The sequence below is a fragment of the Paracoccus solventivorans genome, from assembly GCF_900142875.1.
In the GTDB taxonomy this organism is placed as follows: domain Bacteria; phylum Pseudomonadota; class Alphaproteobacteria; order Rhodobacterales; family Rhodobacteraceae; genus Paracoccus; species Paracoccus solventivorans.
In genome coordinates this window covers 1-15,440 of the sequence record NZ_FRCK01000005.1, presented here as the reverse complement: position 1 = coordinate 15,440, position 15,440 = coordinate 1, and the positions used below count along the sequence as shown (strand labels likewise).

The 15,440-nt window shown below is 71.4% G+C and carries 16 protein-coding genes and 2 tRNA genes; 6 read left to right on the top strand and 12 right to left on the bottom strand.

Annotated features, from left to right (window positions below):
- Window positions 1-24 precede the first annotated feature (24 nt).
- Together BUB57_RS16560 and BUB57_RS09085 are read left to right on the top strand one after the other, a co-directional pair.
- Window positions 25-279, top strand: a complete 255-nt coding sequence (locus tag BUB57_RS16560) for a hypothetical protein (protein ID WP_143159684.1) — start codon at window positions 25-27, stop codon at window positions 277-279.
- Window positions 280-371: 92 nt separating this feature from the next.
- On the top strand, window positions 372-566 hold the full coding sequence (locus BUB57_RS09085) for a hypothetical protein (RefSeq protein ID WP_073065666.1): 195 nt from the start codon (window positions 372-374) through the stop codon (window positions 564-566).
- A gap of 313 nt (window positions 567-879) precedes the next feature.
- Here BUB57_RS09085 and BUB57_RS09080 read toward each other — a convergent pair.
- The 4 genes from BUB57_RS09080 to BUB57_RS09065 form a co-directional block, all read right to left on the bottom strand.
- Window positions 880-954, bottom strand: a tRNA-Glu gene (locus BUB57_RS09080).
- 97 nt (window positions 955-1,051) lie between these two features.
- Window positions 1,052-2,815: a single-stranded-DNA-specific exonuclease RecJ gene (gene recJ, locus BUB57_RS09075; RefSeq protein ID WP_073065663.1), complete on the bottom strand. Its 1,764-nt coding sequence runs from the start codon at window positions 2,813-2,815 to the stop codon at window positions 1,052-1,054.
- A gap of 149 nt (window positions 2,816-2,964) precedes the next feature.
- Window positions 2,965-3,933, bottom strand: a complete 969-nt coding sequence (glpX, locus tag BUB57_RS09070; RefSeq protein WP_073065660.1) for a class II fructose-bisphosphatase — start codon at window positions 3,931-3,933, stop codon at window positions 2,965-2,967.
- A gap of 141 nt (window positions 3,934-4,074) precedes the next feature.
- Complete coding sequence (locus tag BUB57_RS09065; RefSeq protein ID WP_073065657.1) at window positions 4,075-4,335, bottom strand: BolA family protein; 261 nt, start codon at window positions 4,333-4,335, stop codon at window positions 4,075-4,077.
- Window positions 4,336-4,408: 73 nt separating this feature from the next.
- Here BUB57_RS09065 and BUB57_RS09060 point away from each other — a divergent pair, with 73 nt between their 5' ends.
- Window positions 4,409-5,035, top strand: coding sequence for a DnaJ domain-containing protein (locus tag BUB57_RS09060; protein ID WP_073065654.1), 627 nt, complete (start codon window positions 4,409-4,411; stop codon window positions 5,033-5,035).
- Between the two features lie 93 nt (window positions 5,036-5,128).
- On the opposite strand, the gene BUB57_RS09055 is transcribed toward BUB57_RS09060, so the two are convergent.
- Both BUB57_RS09055 and BUB57_RS09050 read right to left on the bottom strand, forming a co-directional pair.
- A complete protein-coding gene (locus BUB57_RS09055; RefSeq protein WP_073065651.1) occupies window positions 5,129-6,076 on the bottom strand; it encodes a pirin family protein in 948 nt (315 codons plus the stop codon).
- A gap of 39 nt (window positions 6,077-6,115) precedes the next feature.
- A complete protein-coding gene (locus BUB57_RS09050; RefSeq protein ID WP_200796437.1) occupies window positions 6,116-6,784 on the bottom strand; it encodes a protein-L-isoaspartate(D-aspartate) O-methyltransferase in 669 nt (222 codons plus the stop codon).
- A gap of 177 nt (window positions 6,785-6,961) precedes the next feature.
- On the opposite strand from BUB57_RS09050, the gene BUB57_RS09045 reads away from it, so the two are divergent.
- Together BUB57_RS09045 and grxD are read left to right on the top strand one after the other, a co-directional pair.
- Window positions 6,962-7,204 carry a BolA/IbaG family iron-sulfur metabolism protein gene (locus tag BUB57_RS09045; protein ID WP_073065647.1) on the top strand — a complete coding sequence of 81 codons (243 nt, stop codon included), beginning with the start codon at window positions 6,962-6,964 and terminating at the stop codon, window positions 7,202-7,204.
- Window positions 7,205-7,234: 30 nt separating this feature from the next.
- Complete coding sequence (gene grxD, locus BUB57_RS09040) at window positions 7,235-7,597, top strand: Grx4 family monothiol glutaredoxin (RefSeq protein ID WP_073065644.1); 363 nt, start codon at window positions 7,235-7,237, stop codon at window positions 7,595-7,597.
- Window positions 7,598-7,904: 307 nt separating this feature from the next.
- Here the strand turns inward: grxD and BUB57_RS09035 are convergent, their stop codons facing one another.
- From BUB57_RS09035 to BUB57_RS09010, 6 genes are all read right to left on the bottom strand, one after another.
- Entirely contained in the window at window positions 7,905-8,663 is a 759-nt protein-coding gene (locus BUB57_RS09035; protein ID WP_073065640.1) for a hypothetical protein, read from the bottom strand.
- A 4-nt stretch (window positions 8,664-8,667) separates the two neighbouring features.
- Window positions 8,668-9,099 carry an ElaB/YgaM/YqjD family protein gene (locus BUB57_RS09030; RefSeq protein ID WP_073065637.1) on the bottom strand — a complete coding sequence of 144 codons (432 nt, stop codon included), beginning with the start codon at window positions 9,097-9,099 and terminating at the stop codon, window positions 8,668-8,670.
- Between the two features lie 98 nt (window positions 9,100-9,197).
- Window positions 9,198-11,456, bottom strand: coding sequence for a DUF3772 domain-containing protein (locus tag BUB57_RS09025; protein ID WP_407670340.1), 2,259 nt, complete (start codon window positions 11,454-11,456; stop codon window positions 9,198-9,200).
- Between the two features lie 202 nt (window positions 11,457-11,658).
- Window positions 11,659-12,699 carry a cysteine synthase A gene (locus BUB57_RS09020; protein ID WP_073065631.1) on the bottom strand — a complete coding sequence of 347 codons (1,041 nt, stop codon included), beginning with the start codon at window positions 12,697-12,699 and terminating at the stop codon, window positions 11,659-11,661.
- Window positions 12,700-12,843: 144 nt separating this feature from the next.
- Window positions 12,844-13,944, bottom strand: coding sequence for an NUDIX domain-containing protein (locus tag BUB57_RS09015; protein WP_143159683.1), 1,101 nt, complete (start codon window positions 13,942-13,944; stop codon window positions 12,844-12,846).
- Window positions 13,938-14,849 (bottom strand): hypothetical protein, encoded by a 912-nt coding sequence (locus BUB57_RS09010; protein ID WP_143159682.1) that lies wholly within the window; start codon window positions 14,847-14,849, stop codon window positions 13,938-13,940. Before BUB57_RS09010 ends, BUB57_RS09015 begins: the two co-directional genes overlap by 7 nt.
- Window positions 14,850-15,263: 414 nt before the next feature.
- Here BUB57_RS09010 and BUB57_RS09005 point away from each other — a divergent pair.
- Window positions 15,264-15,353, top strand: a tRNA-Ser gene (locus tag BUB57_RS09005).
- Window positions 15,354-15,440: the final 87 nt, after the last annotated feature.

Genomic DNA, 15,440 nt, shown 5'->3' with positions numbered 1-15,440 from the left:
ACACCACCGGGAAGGCAGCCGCCGGTGATCGTGCGCGAGTGGACCGAGGTCAACCCTGCGAACGACCGGCTGACGGCTCGGCACGCGCTGATGAGCCATGCTCGCGTGACGCCCAACCCCGCGCTTGAGGTCAAGCGCCGCGAGGTGAAGGTTGAGGGATTCGCGGCATGGGACAGCGACGATATCGCGATGTTCGCGCGCATTGGAAGATCGGCACCGTGCAGCGGGCAGCGTTCGAGCTGCTATACTGGACGGCGGCGCGCACGAATGACGCCGTGACCCTCGGGCCGCGCAATGTGGGACCGAACGGCATCCTGACATTCCAGCAGTCCAAGACGGGGGGAATCGCATATGTGCCATGAGCCAACCCCATGCCAGGCTATGCGGAGGCGTGGGAGGACGATCGGGAGACCATCAAGGAGGCACTGGACCGGCTCAAGGGCGGGCAGACATTCTTGGTGGCCTCGATCATCGTGGACGACGACGGCGACGACAGCACAATCCGAGCGCACGCAGCCACCGCCCGCGCAACAACGTACCTCGCAAAGACGGCGCAGACACGCTGACCGCGGACGTGGACCGCTATATCGTAGGTACCGCATCCCTCATGCAATGCAGCACCACGTTCAACATTGCGGTGTTCGGGACGGACTCCGCGGACCATCGGAACGTGGTGTAGGCACAAGACACTTGCAGAAGTTGAGCGATACACGGAAAAGATGCGCCGGGCCGGTCTAGCAGACCGCGCCATGCAGTTGCTTACAGGAAACTCGCCTAGATGACGAAGTAGGCCCAGTACGAGTTATGGCTACCCGCATCCCCACGGGTACGCCATGCTGGCAATAATCTCTAGCAAGATCAGCCGTCTAGGCGGAAAATTGGCAGCCCGTAGGGGAGTCGAACCCCTCTTTCCAGGTTGAAAACCTGGCGTCCTAACCGATAGACGAACGGGCCACCTTTTGCGCTTGCAGCGTTGCTGCGTGGCGTGGAGCGGTATCTAGGCAATGCGCGCGGGGACCGCAAGCAGAAAATTTCGGCGCGCGCGATTTCTTCAATCGGCCCGGGGCGTTCCGTTGCCCGCGGGCTCGGCGGCGTCGTCCAGGCGCAGGCGCACGCGCTGGCGGCCGCCCCACAGCGACAGCTCCAGCCGCCCGGCCAGGTGGAAACGCCGCCCGCGCGCGCGCAGCAGCGCCGGGCCAAGCGCGCCCTGCATCGCACCCCAGGCGACCGCATCCAGCGCCCCGGCCCCGCTGCGGGCGCGCAGGCGCAGGTGGCCCTCGCCCATGGTGTCCACCTGTTCGAGAATCAGGTCGCTCAGCGCAAAGCGCGGCGCGGGGGCGCCAGCGCCGAAGGGACCGGCGCGCTCCAGCGCCTCGATCATCTCGGGGGTGGCGGCGCGCGCGTCGAGCAGGCCCGAGATTCGCAGCGCCCCGGCCGCCCTTCCCGCCAGCGCCGCCGCCGCCAGTTCGGACAGCCGCGCCATGGCGGGGGCGATCTGCGCGGGCTCGACCGTCAGCCCCGCGGCCATGGCGTGGCCGCCGCCGCGGGTGACCAGCCCCTCGGCCTGAAGCCGCTGCACCGCGCGGCCGATGTCGAAGCCGGGGACCGAGCGGGCCGAGCCCTTGCCCACGCCGCCCGCGACGCCGATCACCACCGACGGCCGGCCGGTCGCCTCTTTCAGACGTGCCGCGACGATGCCGACGACACCGGGGTGCCAGCCCTCGCCCGCGGCCCAGGACAGCGCCGGGTCGCCATGCGCTTCGGCCTGGGCAAAGGCGGATTCGCGGACCAGCGCCTCGATCTCGCGGCGCTCATGGTTCAGCGCATCCAGCTGGGCGGCCAGCGCCTCGGCCTCGGCGCGGTCGGTGGCCGAGAGGCAGCGCGCGCCCAGATCGGCGCGGCCGACGCGGCCGCCGGCGTTGATCCGCGGCCCCAGCAGGAAGCCGAGATGAAAGGCCGAGGGCGCCGAATCGAGCCGCGCCACGTCGGACAGCGCCACCAGCCCCGGGCGGGCGCGGCGCGCCATGATCGCCAGCCCCTGCCGGACAAAGGCGCGGTTCACCCCCAGCAGCGGCGCCACGTCGGCCACCGTCGCCAGCGCCACCAGATCCAGCATCCGGATCAGATCCGGCTCGGCCAGCCCGCGCGCACGCAGGCCGCGGTTGGCCTGCACCAGCGTCAGGAACACCACCCCCGCGGCGCAGAGATGCCCCAGCGCCCCGTCCTCATCGGCGCGGTTGGGGTTCACCACCGCCAGCACCGGCGGCAAGGTCTCGCCGCCCTGGTGATGGTCCAGCACGATCACGTCGGCGCGGCCCTCGGCCACCGCCAGCGCCTCGTGGCTCAGCGTGCCGCAGTCGACGCAGACGATCAGCGCATGGTCGCGCGCAAGCTGCTCGATCGCGGCGGGGTTGGGGCCGTAGCCCTCGTCGATGCGGTCGGGGATATACAGCGTCGCCTCGCGCCCCTGTGCGCGCAGCCAGCCCAGCAGCAGCGCCGCCGAGGCGCCGCCGTCCACGTCGTAATCGGCGAACACCGCAATCCGCTCGCCCGCCACCACGGCGGCGACCAGCCGCTCGGCCGCAAGCTCCATGTCGCGCAGGCGCAGCGGGTCGGGCAGCAGGTCGCGCAGCTTCGGCTCCAGGTGACCGGCGGCCTCTTCGGCAGCCACGCCGCGCGCGGCCAGCACCCGCGCCACCGGCAGGGGCAGCAGCGCGGCCTGCGCCAGCCCCTCGGCCAACCGCTCTTCCATGGGATCGGGACCGGCCCAGCGGCGGCCGGTCAGCGAGGATTCGACGTTCAGGAAAGCAGACATGGGCGCCTTGTCGCCACAGCCCGCCGCAAGGGCAAGATGCGAAAAGGCCGCCCGCGCGGCGGACGGCCCCTCCTTGGTGGAAAATATCTTTGGTGGAAAAATATCCCGGGGGAGTCCCGGCACGGGACGGGGGCAGCGCCTCCCTGCCCTTATGCCCGAACCGGGTTGCGATAGATCATCCGCCGGACCGAGCCGGTCTTGGAGCGCATCAGGATGGTTTCGGTTTCAACGAAATGCGGCTCGCGCCGCAGGCCCTTGACGATCGAGCCGTTGGTGACGCCGGTCGCCGAAAAGATCACGTCGGCGGTGACCATCTCGTCGCGGGTATAGATGCGGTTCAGGTCGGTGATCCCGGCCTTGGCAGCGCGGCCGCGTTCGTCGTCGTTGCGGAACAGCAGCCGCCCCCACATCTGCCCGCCCATGCATTTCAGCGCGGATGCCGCCAGTACGCCCTCGGGGGCGCCGCCGGAACCCATGTACATGTCGATGCCGGTCTTGTCCGATTCGGCGACATGGATCACGCCGGCCACGTCGCCATCGGTGATCAGCCGGATCGCGGCGCCAGTGGAACGCACCTCGGCGATCATCTCTTCGTGGCGGGGGCGTTCGAGGATGCAGACGGTGATGTCGTAGGGCTTGACGCCACCGGCGGCGGCCAGCGCCAGCACCCGTTCGCGCGGCGACATCTCCAGGCTGACCACGTCCTTGGGATAGCCCGGCCCCACCGCCAGCTTGTCCATATAGACGTCGGGCGCGTGCAGCAGCGTGCCGCGCGGGGCCATGGCGATCACGGTCAGCGCGTTCGGCATGTCCTTGGCGGTCAGGGTGGTGCCTTCCAGCGGGTCCAGCGCGATATCCACCTCGGGGCCGTTGCCGGTGCCGACCTCTTCGCCGATGAACAGCATCGGCGCCTCGTCGCGCTCGCCCTCGCCGATCACCACCGTGCCCTTGATGTCCAGCATGTTCAGCTGGTCGCGCATCGCGTTCACCGCCGCCTGGTCGGCGGCCTTTTCGTCGCCGCGCCCGACCAGCCGGGCCGAGGCATGGGCCGCGGCTTCGCTGACCCGGGCCAGGCCCAGCGAGAGCATGCGGTCGTTGAAATCCCTGGTGTCGGTCATCGGTCGATCCCTTGCTTGCAGCAGCCGTCCTGCCGGCTCTTAGGCCCCGCCCCGGGTGGCGTCCAGACTGTGTGCGCTAACGGCGGCTGCGCCGGCGCACCGCGGGGTTGAACCCGGGCGCCCGCGCGCCCACATCGGCGCTTACGGTTCCGACAGTTCCAGCGCCAGCGCGTGGATGCGCGGCACGATATCGCCCAGCGTGCGGTTGACCAGCCGGTGCCGCTCGACCCGGTTCAGCCCGGCAAAGACCGGGGCGGCCATGCGGATGCGGAAATGCGTCTGCCCGCCCTCGCGCCAGCCGGCGTGGCCGCGGTGCAGCTCGCTTTCGTCGATCACCTCCAGCGCGGTCGGCGACAGTTCCGCCAGTCTTTTGTTCATTTCCTCGGCGATAGATCGCTGCATGATACCCTTCACCCCTTCCCAAGCGGTGCAAAACCCCTACACTTCCGGTCCCGAGTCGAAAAGAAGGCCTTGCATGACTACCAGCGACCCGTTCGATTTCGATATCTCCGCCGCCTCGGACAAGAAGCGGCGGTCCAGGGGGCGCCGCGGCATGTCGGGCGCCTTCGAGACGTCGACTCGCCAGTGCGACAAGTCGGGCTGCACGCAGCCGGGCCAATACCGCGCGCCCAAATCGCCCAAGCAGCTCGACGACTATTACTGGTTCTGCAAGGAGCATGTGCGCGAGTACAACACCAACTGGAATTACTTCCAGGGCCAGTCCGAGGCCGAGTTCCAGGAGTTTCTGGACAACGCCACGGTGTGGGAACGCCCGACCCGCCCCTTTGGCCGGGCGGCGCAGGAACAGGCCTGGGCGCGGCACGGGATCAGCGACCCGCTGGAAATCCTGGGCGCCAACGGCACCAACCCCGAACAGCGGCTGCGCACCGCCCGCAAGCTGCCCCCGACCGAGCGCCGCGCGCTCGAGATCCTCGACGCCAAGGACACCTGGACCAAGGTGGAAATCCGCAAGCAATACAAGTCCCTGGTCAAGGATCTTCATCCCGACATGAACGGCGGCGACCGCTCGGACGAGGATCGGCTGCAAGAGGTCGTCTGGGCCTGGGACCAGATCAAGGACAGCCGCAGCTTCAAGGACTGACCGCCCGGGGGCGCCCGGCGCCCTTTCACCGTGCCGCAAATATCCTGGGGGAGGCCCGGCACGGGCCGGGGGCAAAGCCCCCAGCCGCCGCGATCAGCGCCCCGGCCCGCCCGGATAGGGCACGAACTCCGCATCATCGCCCGGCGGCAGCCGGAAACGGCCGTGCTCGAAATCGCCCGCCTTCCACGCCTCGCGCGCCGCCTCCAGCCGTTCGCGGGACGAGGCGACGAAGTTCCACATGATGTAGCGCGGCCCGTTCAGCGTCTCGCCGCCCAGTGCCACGAACCGCGCACCCTGCTCGCCCGCCGTCACGGTGATCTCGTCGCCGGGGCGGAACACCATCATGCGGCCGGCGGGAAACTCCTCGCCCGCCACCAACACCGAGCCCTCGGTGACGTATAGCCCGCGGTCCTCGTGGTCGAGCGGCAGCGGCAGGCGGGCGCCGGGGGCCAGCACCGCATCGGCATAGAACAGGTCGCTGTGCACGGTCACCGGCGCCCGCGCCCCCCAGCCGCGCCCGGCGATCAGCCGCAGCTGCTTGCCCTCGGCCTCCAGCACCGGCAGCGCATCCGCGCCGTGGTGCTCGAAGCTGCCCGGCGCGTCCTCCTGCGCCTCGGGCAGCGCCACCCAGGTCTGGATGCCGAACAGCGTGTGCGGCGCGGCGCGGGTGGCGGCGTCGGTGCGTTCGGAATGGGTGACGCCGTTGCCCGCCACCATCCAGTTGACCGCGCCGGGCTGGATCATCTGGTCCGAACCCAGGCTGTCGCGGTGCTGGAAGGCGCCGCGGAACAGATAGGTCAGCGTCGCCAGCCCGATATGCGGGTGCGGGCGCACGTCGATGCCGCCGCCGTGGATGAACTCGGCCGGGCCCATCTGGTCGAAGAAGATGAACGGGCCGACCATCTGCCGCCGGGGCGCGGGCAGCGCACGGCGCACCTCGAAACCACCGATGTCCCGGGCGCGCGGCACGATCAGCAGCTCGATGTCGTCCAGCGCCCCGGCATCGGGGCAGACGGGTTCCAGGTCGGGCATCCAGCTCATCTCGGGTCTCCTGCAAGGAACAACAGCGGGCGGAAGCGGTCAGCCGGGCGCGGACCCGCCATCATCAGCATAGCCGGCCGCGCCGATCAGGGGAACAAAGACCACCGCGCCCAGATCCTCGTGGCGGTCGCCCTCGGGCGTGCGGCGGATGCGGGTCAGCCGCTGCGCCTCGCCCCGCGGCCCCACCGGCATCACCAGCCGCCCGCCGGGGGCCAGCTGCGCCAGCAGCGGCGCCGGGATCTCGGGGCCCGCGGCGGCGACCAGGATCACGTCGAAGCTGCCGCCGCCGGGCCAGCCGCCGGTGCCGTCGTCGTGGCGGACCTCGACATTGCCGTAGCCCAGCCGGGCCAGCCGCCCGGCCGCGGCCCGGGCCAGATCGCCGATACGCTCGACCGCGCAGACGCTGGCCGCCAGCCGGCTGGCCACCGCCGCCGCATAGCCCGAGCCGGCGCCGATCTCGAGCACGCGGTCCTCGGGCGCGATCTCGGCCGCTTCCAGCATCATCGCCACGATATAGGGCTGCGAGATGGTCTGCCCCGAGCCGATCGGCAGCGGGTGGTCGGCATAGGCATCGGCGCGCTGCGCCGGCGGCACGAACTCTTCGCGCGGGACGCTGCGCATGGCGTCGAGCACCCTGGCGTCGGCGACGCCCCGCGGCGCGATCTGGCTGGCCACCATAAGCTGGCGGTCGCTGCTGCGGTCCGGCATGGCGCACACCCCCAAGTGGTTCCCCGCGCTTTGCCCGCGATCCTAGCACGAACCGCCCTGCCCGGCCAATGTTCCCGCCCCTTTGCCCCGCAGCAGGCCCGCATTCCCCGCCGCCGGGCTTGCGCCCCCATCGCCCGCGTCCTAAGTCAGGCACTGGCAAGCTACGGAGGATGCGTCATGGCGATTGAAGCCTTTGAGATCGAGGCGTTGATCCGCGAGGCTTTTCCCGACGCCCGCATCACCATCACCGACCTGGCGGGCGACGGTAACCACTATGCCGCCGAGGTCGTGGACGAAAGTTTCCGCGGCAAGAACCGGGTCCAGCAGCAGCGGATGGTCTATGCGGCGCTTCAGGGCCGGATGGACGGGCCCGCCGGGGCGCTGCACGCGCTGGCGCTGACCACCCGCGTGCCCGACTGAATGCAACCAATCTCTGGGGATACACCCGAAATGACCGACACCCGCACCGAGATCCAGGAACTCATCGACGGCAATGACGTCGTGCTGTTCATGAAGGGCACGCGCGACGTCCCGCAATGCGGATTTTCCAGCCGCGTGGCGGGGGTGCTGAACTACATGGGCGTTGCCTATCGCGACGTGAACGTGCTGGCCAGCGACGAGATGCGCCAGGGCATCAAGGATTTCTCGGACTGGCCGACCGTGCCGCAGCTTTACGTCAAGGGCGAGTTCGTCGGCGGCTGCGACATCGTGACCGAGATGACGCTGTCGGGCGAGCTCGACCAGCTGTTCGACCGCACCGACGTCGCCTACGACAAGGACGCCGCCAACAAGATCCGCGAAGCCAACAGCTGAGCGCCGGTCCGGGACCAGCGCCCCGGGAACGCATGAGAAAGGGCTGCGGCTTCCGCGGCCCTTTTTCGTTCTGTTGTGCCCGCCCGGGCGGCGCCCGGCTCGCGCGTAGCAGTCGCCGTCATGGGGTTCGTCCGGGGGAGAGGGTGGCCATAGGGATCGCCCCACTGCTCTTCCCGATCCTCGAGCAAGATGGGCGGCTGAGCGCCCGTCCGGGACCAGCGCCCCGGCATCGGGGACACATGAAAAAGGGCTGCGGAATCCGCGGCCCTTTTTCGTTTGTCTGTGTCCGCCCGGGCGGCGCCCCGGCTCAGGCGTAGCGGTCGCCGTCATAGGGCTCGTCGGGGGGATAGGGGTTGCCGTAGGGATCGTCCCACTGTTCTTCCCATTCCCTGTCCCAGGCGCTGTCATCCTCTGCCCCGGCATCGTCGCCGTGGCGCCAGGATTGCAGGCGGTTGGCCAGCGCGATGCCCACGGCGAAGGCCCCGACCAGCGGCGGGATGGTGGCGGCGTTCGAGTGGCGGAAGCGTTCCGCCCCCGACTTGACCCGCGCCTCGGCGCGCGCCACCCGCTGGGGCGTCAGGCCGACCTTTTCCGCCGCTTTCCCGGCCTGGCCGGCGATGCTGCTGGCAAAGCCCTGCACCCGGGCCTCGGCGCTGTCGGCAAAGCGGTTGGCCTTGTGGGTCACCTCGTCGACCACGGAGTGCACGCGGTTTTCCACCGTGTCCACCACCTCGGTCGCCTTCAGCCGCGCCTTTTCCAGCGCCGCGTCGGTGGCCAGCTCCAGCCGGGTCTCGATCTCGGCCTTCAGCTCGTCGGTGGTGGGCACCGGGTGCTTGACCTCGTGCGAGCTGGCCAGCAGCGCGATGCCCGCGCCGACGAACACCACCCCGATCAGCAGCGAGGCGACCAGCGGCCCCCAGCCCAGCGTGCGCGCAAGGAACGTCCACAGCGCCGCCAGCAGGAACCCGGCGCCCAGCATCACCGCGCCGCCGGCGGCCGCCTTGATGGCGACCCTGCGGCCGGTGTCCTGGGCGGCGAGCTTCAGGTTGCGCGCATAGTCGAACATGGGTTCAGCGCCGCGCCAGGATCAGGCCGACCAGGAAGCCGACGCCGGCCGCGATCCCCAGCGCCTGCGCGGGGCGGCGGCGCACCATGTCGGACAGCTCGTCGTAATATTCCTCGGCGTGGTCGGCGACCTCGTGGACGCGGCGGTCGGCGGCGCGATACAGGCGGTCGGCCTCGTGCCGGGCGCGCTCGACATATTCCGTCCCCTTCTCGCGGGCGGCGTCGACCGCCTCGGCGCCCTTGTCGCGCACGGTCTGCGCCATCTCCGAGGCATCCTGCTTGAGCCGCTGGGCGGTCGAGCCATCGGTCGCCTCGTCCCAGGCCTCCTTCGCGCCGCTGGCCAGCTTCGAGGCGCCCTGCTTCAGATCGTCCGCAGCATCCCGCGCGGTGTCCTTGATGGTCTTGCCGGCGTTCGAGGCGTTGTCTTGATTGGCCATTTCATCTTCCTTTCCACGAAGGGATTTGCTTATGGCATCCGAACCCGGTCGTGGCGGCAATCGTTCCATCGCCCGCGAAAACTTGTGTCCTGGACGGCCTAGCGCTGGCCGGCGCCCTTGCCCTCGCCCTCGCCCGCCTCCTCGTCGCCGCCGGCGCTGCCCGCCTCGGCCGGCGGCGCAGGCTTGGGGGGCACGCCAAAGACGGCGCCATCGCCGCTGACGATGCGCACCTGCCGGTTGGTGAAGGGAATCGCCAGCCCCTCGGCGGCGAAGCGCTCGACGATCTGGTGGCGGATCTCCGAGGCGACGGTGACGCCCTGGTTGATGTCGGCCAGCACCGCCCGGATCTCGAAATCCAGGCTGTCGGTGCCGAAACCGGCCAGCACCACCACCGGCGCGGGGTTGATCAGCACGGTGGGCTGGTCCTCGGCGATCTCGGTCAGGATCTGCGCTACCCGGCGGGAATCGCAACCGTAAGCCACCCGCACCGGCACGATGATCCGGCCCTGCAGGTTGCCGCGCGTCCAGTTCACCACCTCTTTCGAGATCAGGTCCGAGTTCGGCACGATCACATCGGTGCGGTCGAAGGTCTGGATGCGGGTCGAGCGCACCGAGATGCTGCGCACATAGCCCTGCGCGCCGCCGACCTGGATCCAGTCGCCCACCGCCACCGGCCGCTCCACCAGCAGGATGATGCCGCTGACGAAGTTCGAGACGATGTTCTGCAGGCCGAAACCGATCCCCACCGACAGCGCCCCGGCGACGATGGCCAGGCTCGACATGTCGATCCCCGCCGAGGTGATCGCAAACAGCGCCGCCAGCACGATGCCGACATAGCCCAGCCCGGCCACGGCGGCGTTCTGCGCGCCCTCGTCCAGGCGCGTGCGGGGCAGGATGGTGTTGCGCACCGTGCCCTGCAGCAGCCGCGTCGCCATGTACCCCAGCGCGAACACGACGACGAAGGTCAGGATCGCCCCCGGCGACAGCCGGATCCCGCCCAGCGAGATCCCCTGTCGCACCCGGGTCCAGGTCTCGGTCAGGTCGGTGACGCTGGCGCCCCAGATCATCGCGAACAGCGGCAGCGACAGCAGCACCATGGCAAAGCCGATCAGCACCGGCGCCAGCTCGTTGCGCGAGCCGTCGCGGTTGCGCGTCACCAGCACCCACAGGTCGGCCACGAACTCCTGCAGCACCACCAGCAGCGCCAGCAGCCCCAGCGTCATCGCGGTCGGCCACAGGATCGCATTGGCCATGGTGACGAAGCCGACCAGCACCAGCGCCGGCGCCACCAGCGCCACGAAGCGCCCGGCATGTCCCAGCAGCGCCAGCGCCGCATCGCCGTAATCGGGGGTGTTGGTGTTGGTGAACTCGCGGGCGCGGCGCAGGATATGGCTTAGGCGGAACAGCATCACCGCGCCCATCACCACCAGCGGCAGGTGGAACACCGCCGCCGCGCCCGGGTCGATCTCGAGCGGGATGCGGCTGTCCTGCGGTCCGCCGCCCCGCGTCCCCGACAGCGGCAGCAGCGCCCGGGCCGCGACATGGTGCAGCGCCAGCGCCAGCGCCAGCCCGGTGCCGTAAAGCCGCCCGCGCAGCCGCATCGGCTCGGGGAAGCAGACCGGCGGGTCGCCGCTGGCCGGGAACAGCCGCCGCGCCAGCCAGCGGCCCCCGAACAGGATCAGCGCCGCCACCGGCAGCGCCATCAGGATCGGCCGCGCCCAGGGACCGGCCAGCCCCGTCGCATCCAGCGCCCGCACCAGCAGATAGGCGCCCGCGGTCGGGATCGCGATCTGCCCCAGCGAGGCCGCGAACCCCACCGCGTCGCGGGCATAGTCGCTGGCCCGTTCCGACATCCGGCGCGGCAGCGCCTCCACCCAGCCGCGGGCAAACACCAGCAGCCCCAGCGCCAGCGCCAGATACAGCGCCACCTCGGGCAGGCGGGCGGGCAGGGTTTCCCCAGAGGGGCCGACCCAGCGCTCGCGCACATCCGCGGCGATGCCGCGCGCCAGCTGCACCGCCGCGGACACCGCCTCGGCCCAGCTGCCGGGCATGAGCGGCGAGGGACCGTGGCGCAGCAGGGCGCTGGTCTGGCGGGTGCGCAACTCGTCGTCGATGCCGCGCACCAGGCTGTCGGCGCGGCTGTACGCCTCGACCGCGCGCAGCCCCGGCGCCTGCAATTCCGACAGCTGCTCGTTCAGGGTGCGGCGGCGGGCGGCGATGTCCTCGGCCTCGGTCTCGCCCTCGGCCGGCGCGGGGCCAAGCGCGCCGATCTGTTCGCGCAGCGTGGCGATGCGGGTGCCGTTCAGCGTCTGCGCCTGCTGGAACTGGTCGCGCCAGGCGACGATTTCCGCCCGCACCGCCCCCAGCACGTCCGGAGGGGTGTCGCTGGCCTCGACCAGCTCTTCGGCGCGGCTGGCCTCGCGTTCCCAGTCCGCATAATCGGGCTCGGTGGCGGCGGATTGCGCCAGCACCGCCACCGCCAGCGCCAGCCACAGCAGCGCGGCCAGCAGCACCGGCCGCAGCCGCCCGGCCTGCGGGATGCGGGCGCCTTGCATCGGCTCAGCCCTCGGTCACGTCCGGCAGCGCCGCCGGGGTGCCGGCGTCGCGGTCCAGCCAATGCGGCACCGGCAGGCCCTTGTCCCGCAGGAACGCCGGGTTCCACAGCTTGGTCTGATAGCGGTTGCCGTAATCGGCCAGCACGGTGACGATGGTCTTGCCCGGCCCCATCTCGCGCGCCATGCGGATCGCGCCGGCGACGTTGATCCCGGACGAGCCGCCCAGGCACAGCCCCTCGAACTCGAGCAGGTCGAAGATCACCGGCAGCGCCTCGGCGTCCGGGATGCGCCAGCTGAAATCGGGGGTGAAGCCTTCGAGGTTGGCGGTGATCCGGCCCTGGCCGATGCCTTCGGTGATCGAGCTGCCGGGGCTGTCGAACTGGCCGGTGGTGTAATAGGCGTGCAGCGCCGCGCCCTCGGGGTCGGCCAGCCCGATCTTGACGCCGCGGGGCTGCAGCGCCGCCGCCACCCCCGCCAGCGTGCCCCCGGACCCCACCGCGCAGACAAAGCCGTCGACGCGGCCCTGGGTCTGTTCCCAGATCTCGGGGCCGGTGGTTTCCTCATGCGCCTGCCGGTTGGCGGTGTTGTCGAACTGGTTGGCCCAGATCGCGCCCCCCGGCAGATCGCGCGCCAGCGCCGCGGCCAGCCGCCCGGAATAGCGCACGTAGTTGTTGGGGTTCTTGTAGGGGGCGGCGGGGACCTCGACCAGCTCGGCGCCGGCCAGCCGCAGCATGTCCTTTTTTTCCTGGCTCTGGGTTTCCGGGATCACGATGACCGAGCGGAACCCCATCGAGGCCCCGACCAGCGCCAGCCCGATGCCGGTATTGCCGGCCGTGCCCTCGACGATGGTGCCGCCCGGGCGCAGCTCGCCCCGCGCCACCGCGTCACGGATGATGTAGAGTGCGGCGCGGTCCTTGACCGACTGGCCGGGGTTCATGAACTCGGCCTTGCCCCAGATCTCGCAGCCCGTCGCCTCCGAGGCGCGGTTGAGGCGGATCAGCGGGGTGTGGCCGATGGCGGCGGCCAGGTCGGGGCAGTTGCGCATGGTCGGGCCTTTCCTCTTGCCCTGCCGTTAAACCAGCGGGGGCGGGATCAGGCAACCCTGCGGCGGGGGCGGCGGTTGCACGGCTGCGGGCGGGGGCTTCGCGCCCCCGCCCCCCCGCGGGATATTGGGGCAAGGAAGAAGCTGTCAGCGGGCCATGTCGCAGCGCAGCCGCCCGGCCATGCGGTCGAGCCACAGCGCCAGGATCATCAGCGGCGCGTTCACGATCTGCCCGGCCAGCGCCATCTCGGTCAGCCGGGCGCGGTCGAGGACATGGCTGCGGATATCCTCGGATTCCGACTCGAGCCCCCCGATCCCCGCCGCCCCGTCCGGCAGTTCGGCGATGCCGATAAAGGCGTAGATATATTCGGCCACGCTGCCCGGCGAGGGGTAGCTGCCCGGCACCGGGATCAGCCGCGACAGCGTCAGCCCTGCCTCCTCCGCGGCCTCGCGCCTTGCGGTTTGAGCCGGGGTGTCGCCGGGGTCGATGCGGCCGGCGACGGGTTCGAGCAGCCAGGGCTGCGGGTCGCCGCGCGCGGCCGGGCCGGCGCGGAACTGCTCGACCAGCAGCACCCGGTCGCGGCCCGGATCCCAGGGCAGCACCACCACCGCATCGCCCGAGATGAACACCGCCCGCTCGATCTCCCCGCTCCAGCCGCCGTGGTGCAGGAGGTGGCGCAGGCGCAGCTGTTCGACGGCGAAATGGCCCAGATAGGGGGTAGAGCGGTGTTCGATGCGCAGCCGGTCGGGGGCGGGCTCGCCGGGGGTGGGCACAAGCTCGCCGCGGGGTGGCGCGCCCCGCGCGCGGCGCCGCGAATCCGCCCGCCAAGCGATCCCCGGCAGATGCGCCCGCAGCAGCTCTGCCGGGATGGCGGGGTCGAGGGCCAGCAGTTCCGCCGCCACCCCTGCGGCCAGCGCCGGGTCAGGGGGAGGGGCGGCCTCAGGGTCAGGGTCGCCGGGCGGGCGGATGCCGAGCACCCTGCCCTGCCCGGTCTCGACCGGCGCGAGCCCCATGATCGCAGCATAGCGCGCCAGCTGCGGGTTGGACGTGACCGGGGTCGCCGCCACCGTCCCCGGCGCGTCGCGATCCCACTGCGGCCAGTCCCCGGCGCCGATCCCCGCGCCGCCGCCGCGCAGCGCCCCGGGCAGCGCGATGTCGGGCCCCGCCGGCGCCAGCCCCAGCGCCGCCAGCATCTCGGGCGCCGCCAGCACCCCGACCAGCAGCACCGTCCCGGCCGGGCCTACCACGGAGCCCCCCGCCCGCGCCGCGCCGAAGCGCGACCGAGATCGCGGGCGATCTCGGCGAACGCCCCGGCCGCCGCCTGTTGCAGGATCGCGTTGAGCCGGTGGTGCCCCGGCCGCCCGGCCGCCCGGACCAGCAGCGCCATCTCGGCATCGCTCAGCGGCCCGGTGGCGACATGGAGCAGCGCCTCGATCCAGCCGGACTGGTCGGCGCGGATGGAGGGTTCCTGCGCCCAGGCCCGGCGCAGCAGCGTATCGCGGTCGACCGGCCGGCGCTCGGCCTGCGCCACCCCTTCCAGCAGCGCCACGCTCATGTTCAGCGCGGCGGCGACCGCCGGCTCGACCAGATCGCCCGCGGCGATCAGCGCGCGCACCTGTTCGGCCCGCGGATGGTTGCGCGCCGCGGCGCCGGCGAAATCGGCGCGGGCGGCGGCGTCGAACCCCGGGGCGATCATCGCCTCGCGCGCGGCCAGTTCCAGCAGGATCACCCGCCGCCCGAGCGGCGCTTCCCAGAAGCCCAGCGCCTCGGCCACCGCCGCCCGCTGCGCTTGCTGGTCCAGCGCCGCCAGCCCCTCGGCCACGCCCGCGCGCAGCCCGGCCAGGATCCGCTGCGGCGAGGCGATGCGGGTCGCGATCGCCTGCCAGCGCGGATCGCGGACGCCGGGGGGAGGCGGGCGCAACGGGTCGCCCGCCGCCGCGATCTCGGCCGCCAGCACCGTTGCCAGCAGGTCGAGCCGCATCGCCTGTTCCACCCGCGCGGGGTCGACGGCGCGAAACTCGGCTGGAGGCCGGGCGGGCAGATCCGGCTGCTGCGCGGCGGCACGCCCCGGCGCCACCGGAATGCCGGGCATGGCGGCCAGCCCCGACAACGCCGCGGCAATGCAAACAGCCCTGACGGTGGATCTGCTCATCCCTGCCCCTGTGCCCTACCCGCCGCCGTCCCGCAAGCCGCGGAAGGTCGCAGGCGCGTCGCCCGGCCCGATTCCGCCGCCCCGTCGTCCGTGCGGGTTCGGGTGCTGAGAGAGCCCCCTCGGAACCCTCCCGGAGCCGCCGCCCCGTCCGCGCGGGTCGAGGCTGGACCGGCGCCACCGGCGGGGGCCGGCTTGAGCTGACGCCCCGTCCGCGCGGGCTTGAGCGACGTCCGAGCGGCGGAAGGTCAGCGACGACACCTGTCTTCCCACCCGCCCGCACGGGCTTGCGCCGCCACGGGTCCCGCAGCCGGCCGCCGTTCTGCAGCGCCCCCCAAAGGCGGCAAATATTTGCGAAATCCCCCTTGCGCTTCGCCCACCGCACCGATAAATCCCGCCCTCACCACCCCAAAGCGCGGAGAGGTGCCGGAGTGGTCGAACGGGGCGGTCTCGAAAACCGTTGAGCCTTCACGGGTTCCGTGGGTTCGAATCCCACCCTCTCCGCCACTTCAGTCCCTGAGTGGGCACTGAGTTTACGCCACTTCCCGCCACGAGCGTCTGTAGCAGCCGGGACTTCGATCCCATGATACGAAC

What these genes read in the sequence shown, in the direction of transcription:
- BUB57_RS09085 (WP_073065666.1), top strand. Translation starts at nt 372, where the DNA reads ATGCCAGGCTATGCGGAGGCGTGGGAGGACGATCGGGAGACCATCAAG.
- recJ (WP_073065663.1), bottom strand. Translation starts at nt 2,815, where the DNA reads ATGTCTGCTTTCCTGAACGTCGAATCCTCGCTGACCGGCCGCCGCTGG.
- glpX (WP_073065660.1), bottom strand. Translation starts at nt 3,933, where the DNA reads ATGACCGACACCAGGGATTTCAACGACCGCATGCTCTCGCTGGGCCTG.
- BUB57_RS09065 (WP_073065657.1), bottom strand. Translation starts at nt 4,335, where the DNA reads ATGCAGCGATCTATCGCCGAGGAAATGAACAAAAGACTGGCGGAACTG.
- BUB57_RS09060 (WP_073065654.1), top strand. Translation starts at nt 4,409, where the DNA reads ATGACTACCAGCGACCCGTTCGATTTCGATATCTCCGCCGCCTCGGAC.
- BUB57_RS09055 (WP_073065651.1), bottom strand. Translation starts at nt 6,076, where the DNA reads ATGAGCTGGATGCCCGACCTGGAACCCGTCTGCCCCGATGCCGGGGCG.
- BUB57_RS09050 (WP_200796437.1), bottom strand. Translation starts at nt 6,784, where the DNA reads ATGCCGGACCGCAGCAGCGACCGCCAGCTTATGGTGGCCAGCCAGATC.
- BUB57_RS09045 (WP_073065647.1), top strand. Translation starts at nt 6,962, where the DNA reads ATGGCGATTGAAGCCTTTGAGATCGAGGCGTTGATCCGCGAGGCTTTT.
- grxD (WP_073065644.1), top strand. Translation starts at nt 7,235, where the DNA reads ATGACCGACACCCGCACCGAGATCCAGGAACTCATCGACGGCAATGAC.
- BUB57_RS09035 (WP_073065640.1), bottom strand. Translation starts at nt 8,663, where the DNA reads ATGTTCGACTATGCGCGCAACCTGAAGCTCGCCGCCCAGGACACCGGC.
- BUB57_RS09030 (WP_073065637.1), bottom strand. Translation starts at nt 9,099, where the DNA reads ATGGCCAATCAAGACAACGCCTCGAACGCCGGCAAGACCATCAAGGAC.
- BUB57_RS09020 (WP_073065631.1), bottom strand. Translation starts at nt 12,699, where the DNA reads ATGCGCAACTGCCCCGACCTGGCCGCCGCCATCGGCCACACCCCGCTG.
- BUB57_RS09010 (WP_143159682.1), bottom strand. Translation starts at nt 14,849, where the DNA reads ATGAGCAGATCCACCGTCAGGGCTGTTTGCATTGCCGCGGCGTTGTCG.